Consider the following 12,265-nt stretch of genomic DNA (forward strand, 5'->3'; position numbering starts at 1 on the left):
ATTGCGTCAAAAACCTTGCGTTTCCGGGGCTGATCCCCGTGCAAGGTCGCGGCGCTTAGCACCAAGGCGACAGCGCCGCAATATCTGCAAGGCTCACGGTTGGGGGGCCTCGTCGGCTGCGGGAGCGTCCATACCGAGCATTTGCTGCAGTCGCATCAGTCTCAATGCGAGCGTATTGCGCCACGGGGCATCCTCGGGCGCGGCTTCCAGCGCATCGCTCCAAAGCTCCACAGTCCTTCCGACCTGCTCCGCCCTCAACCACGATAGTCCGAGGAAGTAGCGCGCACCGCCGTTCGTCTCGTCGAGTGCCTGGGCCCTCTCGAAAGCCTTGAGCGCGGGCGGGGTCAAATTGCCCTCGGCATGTTCGACAAGTGCAATCGCAAGCGCGAGCCATGCCTCTGTATCTGCGGGATTTTCCTGAGTTGCGCTGCGATAGAAGCCAGCCGCCTGCATATAGTCGCCGCGGCGGGCGAAGCCATCTCCCGTGAGGATCCAGCGCGAAGGCAGCTGGCCCGCATTGAAGAAGTCGCGCCTCGAGCTGACGAGCAGTTCGCCATCCAGGCCCTGCTGCGCACGTGTCGTGCCAGGAGCGGATTGCATCTCGGGCGACCCCTGCAATGCGTAGCCGGACAGGCCGAACAGCAATGCAGCGCCAAGCAGGCTCCAGCCCGGGCGCTTGACCTTGAGCAGGAATACTGCGGCAAGGAAGCTCAGCGCAGCCAAGACGATGACGGCGATCCAGCTCATGCGCGCCTCCGGAAGCGACGCCAGAACAGGAGGCCGGCAACAAGGACGAGAATCACCGGCACTGCAAACAGCGGCCAGGTCGTCGCGCTGAGGACAGGTTCATAGCTCACGTAATCGCCATAGCGTTCCACCAGCCAGGCGCGCACTTCCTCGGCGCTATCACCCGCAGCGATGCGAATGCGGACCTGGTGGCGCATGTCGCCCGCCATCGCGGCGTCGCTATCTGCGATCGACTGCGACTGGCACTTCAGGCAGCGCAGCGTTTCCATCAATGCCTGCGCCTCGGCCTCAAGCACAGGATCTTCGAGCTGGCGATAGGCATAGGGTGCGGGCGGCACCGACTGCTGCGCAGCCACCGGCAGAGCGATCAGCACCGCTAGCAAGGCGAACAGCGCCCTCAAGTTCCGGCTTTCCGGAGTTCTTCGAGCAGGATCGGGACATGCTCTTCGCGGATATCGCCGATATGCTGATAGCGGATGATGCCCTTGCCATCGATCACGAAGGTTTCGGGAACGCCCGAAGATCCGATGCCCAGCTGGACTTCGGACAGGTCGTCGCGCCCGATGCGCGTGTATGGATTACCATGCTGGCTCAGGAAGCGCATGACGTCGACCGGCTCGTCCTTGATGGCCACTCCAACGATCTCCACGCCCTGTTCCTTCAGGGCTTCGAGCTGTGGAGCCTCGGCAATGCAGGGCAGGCACCAGCTGGCCCAGATATTGAGCAGCTTGGGCGTGCCATCGTAGAAATCCCGGCTGTCGACACCGGGCCGATCGAGACTGGCGGGAGGCAGCGTGAAATAGGGCAATTCGCGCCCCACCATCCGGCTCTCCACGACATCGTCCTTCGGCTGCGTCAGCTGGTAAGCCGCAAGGCCAAGGAAGGCGGAAAACAGCAGCAGCGGAACCCACAGGCGCCAGCTCATGAAACCTTCTCCATTTCCAGGCGACGCGCCGCGCCCTTGCGTGCAGCCGTGCGACGCTTGAGATCGGTGCGAACTCGCCCGATCAGGGCGAGAACACCGCCAAGAGCCACGAGCAAGCCGCCATACCAGATCAGCGTCACGAGCGGCTTCCACCACAGCCTGACCTGCCAGCGCCCGTCATTGGAAGAGCTGCCGACCACCGCATAAAGCTGGCCGTTCCAGCGAGTGACCAGCACGCTCTCGGTCGTCTGCTGCGCCGGCGCCCAGAAATTGCGCGATTGCGGAGCTATCTCGATCGGCTTCCCGCCGTCGTAACTTACCGCCATGCGCGCAGCCATGGCCGTCCAGTTCGGTCCGGCTACTGGCTCCACCGCTTGCAGCTCGACTGCCCACGGACCGACCGAAGTGCGCTCACCTTCAGCAAGGGCAGCAAGCCGTTCGGTCGAGAAGGCGCTTTCGCTGGCCATGCCGAGCAAGGCAACCGCAAGGCCGAAATGGGCCAGGACCATGCCCCACACGGCGATCGGCACGCGGCGAAGGCTGCGTCCCCTGAGCGGCAGGAAACTCGCCACGCCAAGCGCGATGGCGAAGGACAATCCCAGCAGCGGCAACAGCGCGACTTGCGAGACCACGCCGAAGATCACCAGCGCGACAAGGAGCAGCGCGACCGTAAGCGCCATTTCCTTCGAAACGCGGCTCCAGCTATCGCGCCGCCAGCGTAGCAGCGGGCCGACCGCCATGACCGCCAGCATGGGGAAAACGAACACCGCGCTGACCGGATTGAAATAGGGCGGCCCCACCGAAACGCGCACGTCGAAGGCTTCGGTCAGCAAGGGATAAAGCGTTCCGAGCAAGACCACGGCAAGGATCGCGCTGAGCATCACGTTGTTGACGACGAGCGCACCCTCGCGGCTGGCGATCGAGAAACGCTCGCCCTCGCTGATGGTCCCTGCCCTCAGCGCGAACAGCAAGAGCGCGCCGCCGATGTAGAGGCCCAGCAGGACGAGGATGAAGCTGCCGCGTTCCGGATCTACCGCGAAGGCATGCACGCTTGTCAGGATGCCCGAACGCACGAGGAATGTGCCCAGCATCGACATGGAGAATGCAACGACGCCCAGCATGATGGTCCAGACGCGCAGGGCATCGCGGCTCGCCAGGACGCTGGCCGAATGCAGCAGGGCAGTCGCGGCGAGCCACGGCATCAGCGAGGCGTTCTCCACCGGGTCCCAGAACCAATATCCGCCCCAGCCCAGCTCGTAATAGGCCCAATAGCTGCCCGCGGTGATGCCCAGCGTCAGGAAAACCCATGCGCCGAGAATCCACGGCCGCATCGCACGGGCGAAATCGGGCGTCACATTGCGGGTTACCAGCGCGCCGACGGCAAAGCTGAAGGCCACCGAAAGCCCGACATATCCGAAGTAAAGCGTGGGTGGATGCAGCGCGAGGCCGATATCCTGAAGCAGCGGATTGAGCCCCAGCCCTTCGAGGGCAGGCTCGGGCAAGCGCTCGAACGGGTTCGAACTGAGCAGGAGGAAAGCGTAGAAACCGAGCGCGACGAAGCCCTGTGCGGCCAAGGTCGCCTGCATGGTCTTTTCGGGCAGGCGGCGTTCGATGCCTGCGATCAGAGCGCCTGCCAGCGCCATGACGGTGACCCACAACAGCATCGAGCCTTCGTGGTTGCCCCATGCGCCCGAGAGCTTGAAAATCAGCGGCTTGGCCGTGTGCGAATTCATCGCCACCAGCTTGACCGACAGGTCGGTGATGGCGAAGACCCACAAGAGCATGGCGAAGGCAATCGCCACGAGCCCGCCCTGGAGGACGGCTGCCGGGCGCGTAAGGGCAGCGATATCGCTATTCTCGCCCGCCCTCAGGGCAGCAAGCCCACCGGCAAGCTGCAGCACCGCCAGTGCTGCCGCCAACCACAATGCTGCAAGACCGATTTCAGCGATCATTCGAGACCTACGGTCGTCTCTTCCGCCATTTCGGCGGCCTGATGTTCGCTCATGTCCTGCAACTCACGCGGGACATAGTTCTCGTCATGCTTGGCAAGCAGTTTATCGGCTTCGAATGTGCCGTCCGCTGCCAGCCGCCCTTCGGCCACTACACCCGATCCTTCGACGAAAAGATCGGGCAGGATGCCTGCATAGCGCACCGGAATGGCCGAAGCTTCGCGACCGGTGACGGTAAAGGTCACCGTAATGCCGTCGGCCAGGGTTTCGAGCGATCCGGGGGCGACCATGCCACCAAGACGGACCGCCTGCCCCACAGCGGGCGGATCGGCCTGCATCTGCTCCGGCAGATAGAAATAGCTTGCTTGGTTACGCAGTGCATAGACCGCCAGCAGGGCCGCGCCGACAAGCGCGACGAGTGCCAGCAGCACGAGGACCAGGCGCTGGTGCTTCGCCTTCATTTGCGTTTCGCCTTTTCACGGCGCGCTTCGGCGCGCCTCATTGCGATCCAGCTCCATGCGATCATGGCCAGTGTCCCGGCCACGCCGATTGCATAGGCGGCATAGACGAAAGTCCATTGGTCGAGTGCCTCGCGCATCAGTCGGCCTCCATCGCACGGCGGCGCAGGCGCGCCTCAGCCTGGATATCGGCAAGGAGTGCGCGCATGCGGGCCAGCACGACACCGCCGAAGATCAGCGAGAATCCGAGCACCGCGACGAGCAGCGGCATGAGGAAAACGCCGTCGATTGCGCTCTTGCCCATGGTGATGCTGGGTGGCTGGTGCAGCGAATTCCACCACACGACGCTGCGGTTGATGATCGGGATGTTCACCGCACCCAGCAGTCCGAAAATTGCCGGAATGCGGGCGGAAATGCCCTCGCGCTGGGCCGCCTGCGCCAAGGCGATATAGGCAACGTAGAGGAAGGCAAGAACCAGCATCGAGGTCAGCCTGCCGTCCCAGACCCACCACGCGCCCCAGGTCGGGCGGCCCCATATGGAACCGGTCACGAGGCAGATGATCGTGAAGATGAGGCCCGGGACAGCTGCACCGCGTGCCGCGATGGCCGCCAAAGGGTGCCGCCAGACGAGGAAAACGAGACTGGAAACCGCGATCGCGGTCCACCCGCCCATACCGAGCCATGCAGTCGGCACGTGGATAAAAATGATCCGTACCGTTTCGCCCATCAGCCGGTCGGGCGGAACCTGCGTGAAACCCCAGAACAGCGCCGCTGCAGTAAGCAGCAGGCCGCCGACCAGCAGGACCGGAGTCAACCAGCCAGCAAGGGCCAGAAAGCGTTTGGGATTGGCGAAACCGTGCATGTCGAAAGCCGTGGGGCCAGCCTATTGCAGTAGCGGCCTCAACGGGCAAGCATGATCAGCGTCCGATCAGTTCCTGCGCCATCTTGTCTGCCACCTGGTCGGGCGAATTGCCGCTCGCATCGCTTTCCTGCCAGATCTGTTCGAGCCGGCCCGGAATCAGCGCAATCCGCTTGCGAACTTCGTTGATGTCACAGGGCGCGCCGTTGTTGCGGCACAGGTATTCGAGCGTGACCGAGATGATGCCGCCGGCATTGATGACATAATCCGGCGCGTAGAGGATGCCCCGCTTGGCCAGCATGGGACCGTGCTCGGGACGCTTCAGCTGGTTGTTCGCACCGCCGGCCACGATCTTGCAGTCGAGACGGGCAATGCCTTCGTCATCGAGGATCGCGCCAAGGGCATTGGGCGAGAAGACGTCGCAAGCGACCGACATGACAGCATCGGACGCAACTGTGTCGGCGCCGATTTCACTGGCCAGTGCCTCGCAACGGTCTTCGTGGATGTCGGCCAGCGTCAGCTTCGCGCCTTCCTTGGCGAGCAGTCGGGCGACACCGCCGCCAACGCTGCCGGTGCCCTGGATGGCGACATGGACGCCTTCCATGCTGTCCTTGCCGAGCTTGTGCTTCACTGCGGCCTTGATGCCGTGGAAGATGCCGAGTGCGGTGAAAGGACCCGGATCGCCGCCAGCTGCGTTTTCGCCGTCGACCGGAAGGCCGGATACATACTGCGTTCGCTCGGCAACCGCAGCCATGTCCGCTTCGGAAATACCGACATCTTCGGCGGTGACATATTGTCCGCCCAGAGCGTCGACCGCGTCGGCAAATGCCGCGAGCATTTCAGGGGTCTTGGTTTTGTCGGCATCGGCCAGGATCACGGCCTTGCCGCCACCCATGGGCAGGCCGGCCATCGCGTTCTTGTAGCTCATGCCGCGCGACAGACGCAGCGCATCGCGCATCGCATCGCCGGGTTCTGCATAGTGCCAGAACCGGGTTCCGCCCGCGCCGGGGCCGAGATGGGTCGAATGGAGTGCGATAATCGCAGTCAGGCCGCTCTTCGCGTCGCGCACAAGCTGTACCAGCTCGTGATCGTCATAGTCCGCTTCGGTCCAGAATGCAGTCATCAGCCTCTCGCCCCTTTGGATAAGGTATTTGTATACCCGGTGCGAAGGGAGAAAATGGGGCGATCGACGGGGTTCGAACCCGCGACCTCCGGTACCACAAACCGGCGCTCTAACCAACTGAGCTACGATCGCCACATGCCCCCGGAACGCTGCCGGGAAGGCGGCACATATACGCGAGCGGCGGGCCGTCAACCCGCCTTGCGCAACGGCGCGTGCCTGTTGCACAACGAGGCCGATATGGGAAGCGAAAAAGCGTTTCAACCCTCACTTGCGCAACTATCTTTCTCGGCTTGATAGCGCGTTGCGAGCGTTTATCGTGCAATCCCATGAATGCCCCGGGCGAATCCTCTGCCGAATGGCTGCTGTCGAGACCCGGCGTGCAGCGTATCCCGAGCGACAAGCTCGAGCTGTTCCAGATGCGCGATTTTCTCGGGCAGGACCTGCGCGAACAGATCATCGCGCTGATCGAAAAGGACCGCCGGCCATCCACCCTCGCCGATGCAGGCGATGATCACTACTTCCGCACCAGCGAGACCTGCGATCTCGATGCCGGGGAACCGGCTGTCCGCGAGCTGGAGGCGATGCTCACTGCGCTGAACGGTATCGACCCGGCCTATGGCGAACCGCTGCAGGGCCAGCGCTATGACGTCGGGCAGGAATTCAAGCCGCATTGCGACTATTTCAATCGCGGCGGTCAGGATTGGGAGAAATACTGCTCGGTCGCCGGGCAGCGCACCTGGACCTTCATGATCTACCTCAACGAGGTCGAGGCTGGCGGGGCAACGCGGTTCAAGGCGGTTAAAAAGACCTTCCAGCCGGAAGCCGGCAAGCTGGTCTGCTGGAACAACATGCGGCCCGACGGGCGGGAGAACCCCAATACCATCCATCACGGGATGAAGGTTCGCAAGGGCGTCAAATATGTGATTACCAAATGGTATCGCGAGAAGGAGTGGGGCTGGTGATCGAGGCTGGAAAATCGCTTGCGGGAGGCTGTCACTGCGGGACCGTCCGCTTCCGCCTGACCGTGCCGGAAAACGCGGTCGTCCGGCGCTGCAATTGTTCGATCTGCGCGATGAAGGGCGTCGTCATGCTCGACGTTCCCATGACATCGCTGGACATAACGCAGGGCGAAGAGGCGCTGACACTTTACACTTTCGGAAGCGGGCAGGCGAAACATCGCTTCTGCTCGAAATGCGGCATCCACACCTTCCACCAGTTGCGATCGGAACCCGACCATTACGGCGTGAACATGGCCTGCGTGGACGGCATCTCGATCTACGAAATCCCGGAAGTACCGGTGTTCAACGGCCAGCGGCATCCCGGCGACGGCAACGCCTATGAATATGCGGGCGTGCTGCGTTTCGAACCGACGGACTATTGATCCCCATCAAATTCACTGCCCGGAAGAACTGCTAGAATGCCCTCATTCTCAGGCGAAGAAGGGCTTAGGCATGGACCAGTTCAAGAAAATCCGGACGCAGTTGGAGAACCGGCTCGCAGACCTTCTTGAGAGGGCCGAAGTGATCGAGGACGACCTGCGCCATCCGCTCGACGCCGATTCGAGCGAGCAGGCAGTGGACCTAGCCGATGACGAGGCGCTGGAGGGCGTGGACGAAGTACTGCGCAAGGAAATCTCGCAGATCCGCATGGCGCTGCAGAGGATCGAGAATGGCACCTACGGGACCTGTGTAACCTGCGGCAAGGACATCGCCAAAGCCCGCCTCGAAGCACGCCCGATCGCCACCCGCTGCATCGACTGCGCTGCCTGAAGCGCAACGAAAAAGGGCGGCCCTGCAAGGACCGCCCTTTGAAACTTGTCGCTACTCGCGAACAGCTTACTTCTTGAGCGTGAGCCCGCCGAAGCGCTTGTTGAAGGCTGCAACGCGGCCGCCTTCCTGAAGCTGCTGCTTGCCGCCGGTCCATGCCGGGTGGCTGGTGGGGTCGATGTCGAGCGTCAGCGTGTCGCCTTCGCTGCCCCAGGTCGAGCGCGTCTGGAATTCGGTACCATCGGTCATCTTGACCGTGATCATGTGGTAATCGGGGTGACCTTCGGCCTTCATGATAAACGTCCTTCTAGCTTCGGAACGGTTCCGACCGGTCCAGCTGTGTTGGGAAAGGCTGCGCCCTTAGCGGCGCTACCCAAGATTCGCAAGGTTATTCGGGAGCGTCGGCGATCATGGCGGTGAAGCTGACTTCGCAGGTGACCTTGCCATCGACGCTGGCCTCGCCTGCAAACTTGCAGACGCGGGCGCGTTTCTGGACGAAGCTGGCCTTGAGGTCGAGCAAGACGCCCGGCGTCACGGGAGCGCGGAACTTCGCGTTTTCGATCGCCATGAAATAGACGAGCTTGCCCGATCCGGCGAGGCCGAGGCTTTCAACCGCGAGCACGCCTGCAGCCTGTGCCAGCGCCTCGATCTGAAGGACGCCGGGCATGATCGGCGCACCAGGGAAATGACCCTGGAAGAAGTCTTCGTTGAAGCTGACTGCCTTTACCGCGTGGATGCGCTCGTCGGGGACGAGCTCGGCCACACGGTCGACGAGCAGCAGGGGATAGCGGTGCGGAAGGCGCTTGAGCACCTCGACGACGTCGAAACCGGTATCGCTCATATCCCCTGCTCCCTTGTCTGGCTTAGCGGCCGCTCGGCTGGGCCGGCTGCTGCTGTGCCTGCTGCTGCTGCGCCTGCTGCTGGCGGGCGGCGGCAATCAGGCGGATCTGCTGGACCTGCTGGAACGCGGCAACTGCCTGCTGCGACGGCTGCCAGCCCTGCGGAGGAGTAATCTGGACCGCAACCGGCGCGGCGTTCATCGAATCGAGAACCTTCTGATTGATGTTCGCAGCCTGGTTCGACCAGACCAGCGAATCAGGCGAAAGGACCGCCACGATGTTGTTCTGGGTAATCACCGCTTCGAGAGCGGTGCCGTACTGGTTGAGGACCTGCTCGACCGCGTAGACGCGAGCTGCGTCGAGACGGTTCGAAAGCTGGCCGAGTTCCTGGTCGAGCGCTTGGACCTGCTGCGCCTGGGTCGTACCCTGGTAGGCCTGCAACTCGGTCTGGTTGAGCTGGCCGTCACCGTCGGTGTCGAACGGCTGCACCAGCGCCTGGCGCTGCTGGCTCTTCTGCTGGAGCGAGGTGATGTCCGCTGCGTAGGTAGTGCTGATCTGCTGGTACGCGGTGTTCAGCGCGTTGCTGAAGGCGATCGTAGCCGGGGCATTGGCAACGGCGATGTTACCCGAAACCTGCGCAGCGGCGGGGGTAGCGGCAAGGGCCGCACCGGCGAGGCTCGCAGCGGCAAGGGTCTTGGTGAGAAGTTTCATTAGAATTGCGTTCCTACGTTGAAGGAAAGGGTTTTGGTGTCGTCACCCGGCTGCGTTTTAATGGCATGCGATAGATCGATCCTGAACGGACCGAAGGGCGAGTTCCAGTTCACACCGATACCCACGGTGATACGGGGGCTCGGGCTGTCGCCGAGCAGGACTTCCTTATAGAAGCCGTTGGGGTCGAGCACGACGTCGTTCGGATTACCGTCGGCATCGACTGCATCGAACGTATTGCCCGTGGTCGGGAAATCGTCGCTCGGATCGTCGGGCGTGCCGTTATTGTCGATGACCGGGTTGCCGTCCGCATCGTAGAGCGGGCCGAAGAAGACCGCCCGTCCGAACTGCGTCTGCTGGAAGCTGTTCGGGAAGTCGGCGAGGATCGGGCGGTCGATCGCGAAGAGCGAGCCGACATCAGCCCAGATCGACGGGCGCAGGCCCATTTCACGCGCACCCGAACCGAGCGGGATTTCGAGCTCCGCACGGCCGAGATAGTAGGCACGGCCGCCAAGTGCATCGTCGAACTGGTTGTTGTCGATCGCGCGGAATTCCTCGATCGTCTGCAGCGTGCGTGGCGTGGTCGGATCGCTGTCGAGATCCTGGTAGCGCAGGCGGACGACGCGCGGGCCGAGGCCGCGAATGTCGAAGCCGCGGAACTGCGATTCGCCGAGGAAGAACCGGTCGGTCAGGCGAACGTCGTCGAAGCCCGGGTTGGGATTGTCCTTGAGCGCATGGATCCAGCCGCCTTCAGCATTGAGCGAGAAGATGAAGCCGCTGCCGAGCGGGAACCACTTGCCCATCTGCGCACGCATTCTGGCATATCTCACGTCGCCGCCGAGACCCGCGAATTCGGTCGTGACCGAGATACGCTCGCCGCGCGTCGGGCGGAGGCGGCTGTCGAGCGAATCGTAGTTCAGCGTCAGGCCGACGATCGACGAAGTACGCTGGCCGACCGCTTCGCAAACGAAGCGCGAGCCGACGCATTCCTCGATGCCGTCTCCATTGGTGTCGCTGAAGAAGTTCGAACCGACGGTGATGTCTTCGTAGTTGAAGGTGTAGCTGCCGATCAGCGCCATGTATTCGGTCAGCGGAACGCCGGCGCGCATCTGGAAGCCGGTCGTCGCCTGCTTGTAACGGTTGCTGGCGAAGGTGAAGCGCTCGTTGTCGAATTCGCGGTGGTAGATATCCGCGCCCATTGAGACGTTGCGGTCGAAGACGTAAGGCTCGGAAAAGCTGACGTTGGCCGACTTCGAATAACGCGAATAGTTCAGGCTGAGACCGATGGTCTGGCCGCGACCGCGGAAGTTGCGCTGGCGGATCGAGCCGGCGAGGATGAACTGTTCGATCGACGAGAAACCTGCCGAGAGCTGGAGTTCGCCCGTCGGCTGCTCCTCGATATTCGCCTCGAGGATGATGCGGTCGGGCGCGCTGCCTTCGACCTGCGAGATCTCGAAGTTTTCCTGGAAGAAGCCGAGCGACTTGATGCGTGCTTCCGAACGCTTGATCGCGAGGCTGTTGAAGGCATCGCCTTCCGCCACACGGAATTCGCGGCGCACGACCTTGTCCTGCGTCAGCGTATTGCCGTTCACGTCGATACGCTCGACATAGACGCGCGGTGCTTCGCGCAGGGAAAATGTAACGTCCATCGTCAGGTCGTCGGGATTGCGGCGGAACTCCGGACGGACATCGGCAAAGGCATAGCCGAAGGTACCGGCAAGGTCGGTCAGCTGTTCGACCGTGTCTTCGACACGCTGTGCATCGTACCAGTCGCCGGTCTGCATCGGCAGGCGCTGCGTCATGGAGTCGCTATCGAAGTCGCGCAGTTCGCTTTCGACCTTCACCTCGCCGAACTTATAGCGCTCGCCCTCTTCCACCACATAGGTGATGATGAAGTCTTCCTTGTCGGGCGTGAGCTCGGCCACGGCGGACACGACACGGAAATCGGCATAGCCCTGCGTCAGGTAGAAAGTACGCAGCTGCTGCTGGTCGAAGGCCAGGCGATCGGGGTCGTAGCTGGTGTTCGAGCTGAGGAAGGTCAGCAGGCGCGCTTCCTTCGTGACCATCTCGCCCTTCAGATCGCCATCGGAGAACTGCTCGTTACCGATGATGTTGATCTGGCGAACCTTGGACTTGGGACCTTCGTTGATTTCGAAGACGATATCCACGCGGTTCTGGCTGAGCTGGACAAGCTGGGGTTCGACCGTTGCGGCGAAACGGCCCTGCCGCTTGTAGAGCTCGATGATGCGCGACACGTCGGCGCGCACCTTCGAACGGGTATAGATCTGGCGCGGGGCGAGGCGGATTTCCGGCAGGATCTTGTCCGCCTTGATACGCTCGTTACCTTCCAGGAGGATGCGGTTGATGACCGGGTTCTCGACCACCGAGATGACGACATTGCCGCCTTCGTTCACGACGCTGACGTTCGAGAACAGCTCGGTCGCGTAGAGGTCCTTGAGGACCTGGTCACCGGCGGCCTGGGTGTAGGGATCGCCGGGACGAAGGCGGATGTACGACAGGATGGTCTGCGGCTCGAGGCGCTGGGCACCTGCCACTGCAATGGTCCGCACGACATCCTGCTGCTGGAGCGAAGTGGGCTGTCCAGCCTGCGCCGCGCCCTGCCCTTCGGCGGTCGCATCGGCGCCGGTTTCCTGCGCCATCGCCGTCACCGGCAGTGCGCCCAGAACGGTGCCTGCCAGGAGGCCGGCCATCACGCGCTTGCTGCGCAGTTTCGCTTCGCTTGCGGAAGTCGCAATTCCAGTCATCGACAAGGGAGTTCCCGTCCTCAAATAATCCATCGGCCTGCGCCCTGCGGAGGCCAGTTGGCCCCCTGCCCGATGCAGGCCGTCCAATCAAGCCGTGTGGCACCCAAGCAGGCACCAGACACGACC

15 protein-coding genes and 1 tRNA gene are annotated in these 12,265 nt (G+C 62.8%); 3 read left to right on the plus strand and 13 right to left on the minus strand.

Annotated features, from left to right (window positions below):
• Nucleotides 1-93: 93 nt before the first annotated feature.
• The 9 genes from K3136_RS03360 to K3136_RS03400 form a co-directional block, all read right to left on the minus strand.
• A complete protein-coding gene (locus tag K3136_RS03360; RefSeq protein WP_221431504.1) occupies nucleotides 94-747 on the minus strand; it encodes a tetratricopeptide repeat protein in 654 nt (217 codons plus the stop codon).
• Nucleotides 744-1,148, minus strand: a complete 405-nt coding sequence (locus K3136_RS03365; RefSeq protein WP_221431505.1) for a cytochrome c-type biogenesis protein — start codon at nucleotides 1,146-1,148, stop codon at nucleotides 744-746. Before K3136_RS03365 ends, K3136_RS03360 begins: the two co-directional genes overlap by 4 nt.
• Entirely contained in the window at nucleotides 1,145-1,672 is a 528-nt protein-coding gene (locus K3136_RS03370) for a DsbE family thiol:disulfide interchange protein (RefSeq protein WP_221431506.1), read from the minus strand. Before K3136_RS03370 ends, K3136_RS03365 begins: the two co-directional genes overlap by 4 nt.
• The gene (locus tag K3136_RS03375; protein ID WP_221431507.1) at nucleotides 1,669-3,624 is read right to left on the minus strand and encodes a heme lyase CcmF/NrfE family subunit; all 1,956 of its coding nucleotides are present in this window, start codon (nucleotides 3,622-3,624) and stop codon (nucleotides 1,669-1,671) included. Before K3136_RS03375 ends, K3136_RS03370 begins: the two co-directional genes overlap by 4 nt.
• Complete coding sequence (gene ccmE, locus K3136_RS03380; protein WP_221431508.1) at nucleotides 3,621-4,082, minus strand: cytochrome c maturation protein CcmE; 462 nt, start codon at nucleotides 4,080-4,082, stop codon at nucleotides 3,621-3,623. Before ccmE ends, K3136_RS03375 begins: the two co-directional genes overlap by 4 nt.
• A complete protein-coding gene (locus K3136_RS03385) occupies nucleotides 4,079-4,219 on the minus strand; it encodes a hypothetical protein (RefSeq protein ID WP_221431509.1) in 141 nt (46 codons plus the stop codon). Before K3136_RS03385 ends, ccmE begins: the two co-directional genes overlap by 4 nt.
• Entirely contained in the window at nucleotides 4,219-4,941 is a 723-nt protein-coding gene (gene ccmC / locus K3136_RS03390) for a heme ABC transporter permease CcmC (protein ID WP_221431510.1), read from the minus strand. Before ccmC ends, K3136_RS03385 begins: the two co-directional genes overlap by 1 nt.
• 55 nt (nucleotides 4,942-4,996) lie before the next feature.
• The gene (locus tag K3136_RS03395) at nucleotides 4,997-6,061 is read right to left on the minus strand and encodes a Leu/Phe/Val dehydrogenase (protein ID WP_221431511.1); all 1,065 of its coding nucleotides are present in this window, start codon (nucleotides 6,059-6,061) and stop codon (nucleotides 4,997-4,999) included.
• Nucleotides 6,062-6,116: 55 nt separating this feature from the next.
• Nucleotides 6,117-6,193: transfer RNA gene (locus tag K3136_RS03400), tRNA-His, on the minus strand.
• Nucleotides 6,194-6,387: 194 nt separating this feature from the next.
• On the opposite strand from K3136_RS03400, the gene K3136_RS03405 reads away from it, so the two are divergent.
• From K3136_RS03405 to K3136_RS03415, 3 genes are all read left to right on the plus strand, one after another.
• Nucleotides 6,388-7,023, plus strand: a complete 636-nt coding sequence (locus tag K3136_RS03405; protein ID WP_221431512.1) for a prolyl hydroxylase family protein — start codon at nucleotides 6,388-6,390, stop codon at nucleotides 7,021-7,023.
• Nucleotides 7,020-7,442, plus strand: a complete 423-nt coding sequence (locus K3136_RS03410; RefSeq protein WP_247711419.1) for a GFA family protein — start codon at nucleotides 7,020-7,022, stop codon at nucleotides 7,440-7,442. The genes K3136_RS03405 and K3136_RS03410 overlap by 4 nt, the downstream gene beginning before the upstream one ends.
• A 70-nt stretch (nucleotides 7,443-7,512) precedes the next feature.
• Nucleotides 7,513-7,830 carry a TraR/DksA family transcriptional regulator gene (locus K3136_RS03415; protein ID WP_221431513.1) on the plus strand — a complete coding sequence of 106 codons (318 nt, stop codon included), beginning with the start codon at nucleotides 7,513-7,515 and terminating at the stop codon, nucleotides 7,828-7,830.
• 66 nt (nucleotides 7,831-7,896) lie between these two features.
• On the opposite strand, the gene rpmE is transcribed toward K3136_RS03415, so the two are convergent.
• The 4 genes from rpmE to bamA all read right to left on the minus strand — a co-directional run bounded on the left by rpmE (nucleotide 7,897) and on the right by bamA (nucleotide 12,139).
• Nucleotides 7,897-8,121 (minus strand): 50S ribosomal protein L31, encoded by a 225-nt coding sequence (gene rpmE, locus K3136_RS03420; RefSeq protein WP_006834406.1) that lies wholly within the window; start codon nucleotides 8,119-8,121, stop codon nucleotides 7,897-7,899.
• Nucleotides 8,122-8,215: 94 nt separating this feature from the next.
• A complete protein-coding gene (gene fabZ / locus K3136_RS03425; protein ID WP_221431514.1) occupies nucleotides 8,216-8,668 on the minus strand; it encodes a 3-hydroxyacyl-ACP dehydratase FabZ in 453 nt (150 codons plus the stop codon).
• A gap of 22 nt (nucleotides 8,669-8,690) precedes the next feature.
• Nucleotides 8,691-9,377, minus strand: coding sequence for an OmpH family outer membrane protein (locus K3136_RS03430; protein ID WP_221431515.1), 687 nt, complete (start codon nucleotides 9,375-9,377; stop codon nucleotides 8,691-8,693).
• Nucleotides 9,377-12,139: an outer membrane protein assembly factor BamA gene (gene bamA, locus K3136_RS03435; protein ID WP_425594358.1), complete on the minus strand. Its 2,763-nt coding sequence runs from the start codon at nucleotides 12,137-12,139 to the stop codon at nucleotides 9,377-9,379. Before bamA ends, K3136_RS03430 begins: the two co-directional genes overlap by 1 nt.
• Nucleotides 12,140-12,265 lie beyond the last annotated feature (126 nt).

Source organism: Qipengyuania gelatinilytica (assembly GCF_019711315.1).
In the GTDB taxonomy this organism is placed as follows: Bacteria; Pseudomonadota; Alphaproteobacteria; order Sphingomonadales; family Sphingomonadaceae; genus Qipengyuania; species Qipengyuania gelatinilytica.

What these genes read in the sequence shown, in the direction of transcription:
- ccmE (WP_221431508.1), bottom strand. Translation starts at nt 4,082, where the DNA reads ATGAAGGCGAAGCACCAGCGCCTGGTCCTCGTGCTGCTGGCACTCGTC.
- K3136_RS03360 (WP_221431504.1), bottom strand. Translation starts at nt 747, where the DNA reads ATGAGCTGGATCGCCGTCATCGTCTTGGCTGCGCTGAGCTTCCTTGCC.
- K3136_RS03415 (WP_221431513.1), top strand. Translation starts at nt 7,513, where the DNA reads ATGGACCAGTTCAAGAAAATCCGGACGCAGTTGGAGAACCGGCTCGCA.
- K3136_RS03385 (WP_221431509.1), bottom strand. Translation starts at nt 4,219, where the DNA reads ATGCGCGAGGCACTCGACCAATGGACTTTCGTCTATGCCGCCTATGCA.
- fabZ (WP_221431514.1), bottom strand. Translation starts at nt 8,668, where the DNA reads ATGAGCGATACCGGTTTCGACGTCGTCGAGGTGCTCAAGCGCCTTCCG.
- K3136_RS03405 (WP_221431512.1), top strand. Translation starts at nt 6,388, where the DNA reads ATGAATGCCCCGGGCGAATCCTCTGCCGAATGGCTGCTGTCGAGACCC.
- K3136_RS03370 (WP_221431506.1), bottom strand. Translation starts at nt 1,672, where the DNA reads ATGAGCTGGCGCCTGTGGGTTCCGCTGCTGCTGTTTTCCGCCTTCCTT.
- K3136_RS03375 (WP_221431507.1), bottom strand. Translation starts at nt 3,624, where the DNA reads ATGATCGCTGAAATCGGTCTTGCAGCATTGTGGTTGGCGGCAGCACTG.
- bamA (WP_425594358.1), bottom strand. Translation starts at nt 12,139, where the DNA reads ATGACTGGAATTGCGACTTCCGCAAGCGAAGCGAAACTGCGCAGCAAG.
- ccmC (WP_221431510.1), bottom strand. Translation starts at nt 4,941, where the DNA reads ATGCACGGTTTCGCCAATCCCAAACGCTTTCTGGCCCTTGCTGGCTGG.
- K3136_RS03395 (WP_221431511.1), bottom strand. Translation starts at nt 6,061, where the DNA reads ATGACTGCATTCTGGACCGAAGCGGACTATGACGATCACGAGCTGGTA.
- rpmE (WP_006834406.1), bottom strand. Translation starts at nt 8,121, where the DNA reads ATGAAGGCCGAAGGTCACCCCGATTACCACATGATCACGGTCAAGATG.
- K3136_RS03430 (WP_221431515.1), bottom strand. Translation starts at nt 9,377, where the DNA reads ATGAAACTTCTCACCAAGACCCTTGCCGCTGCGAGCCTCGCCGGTGCG.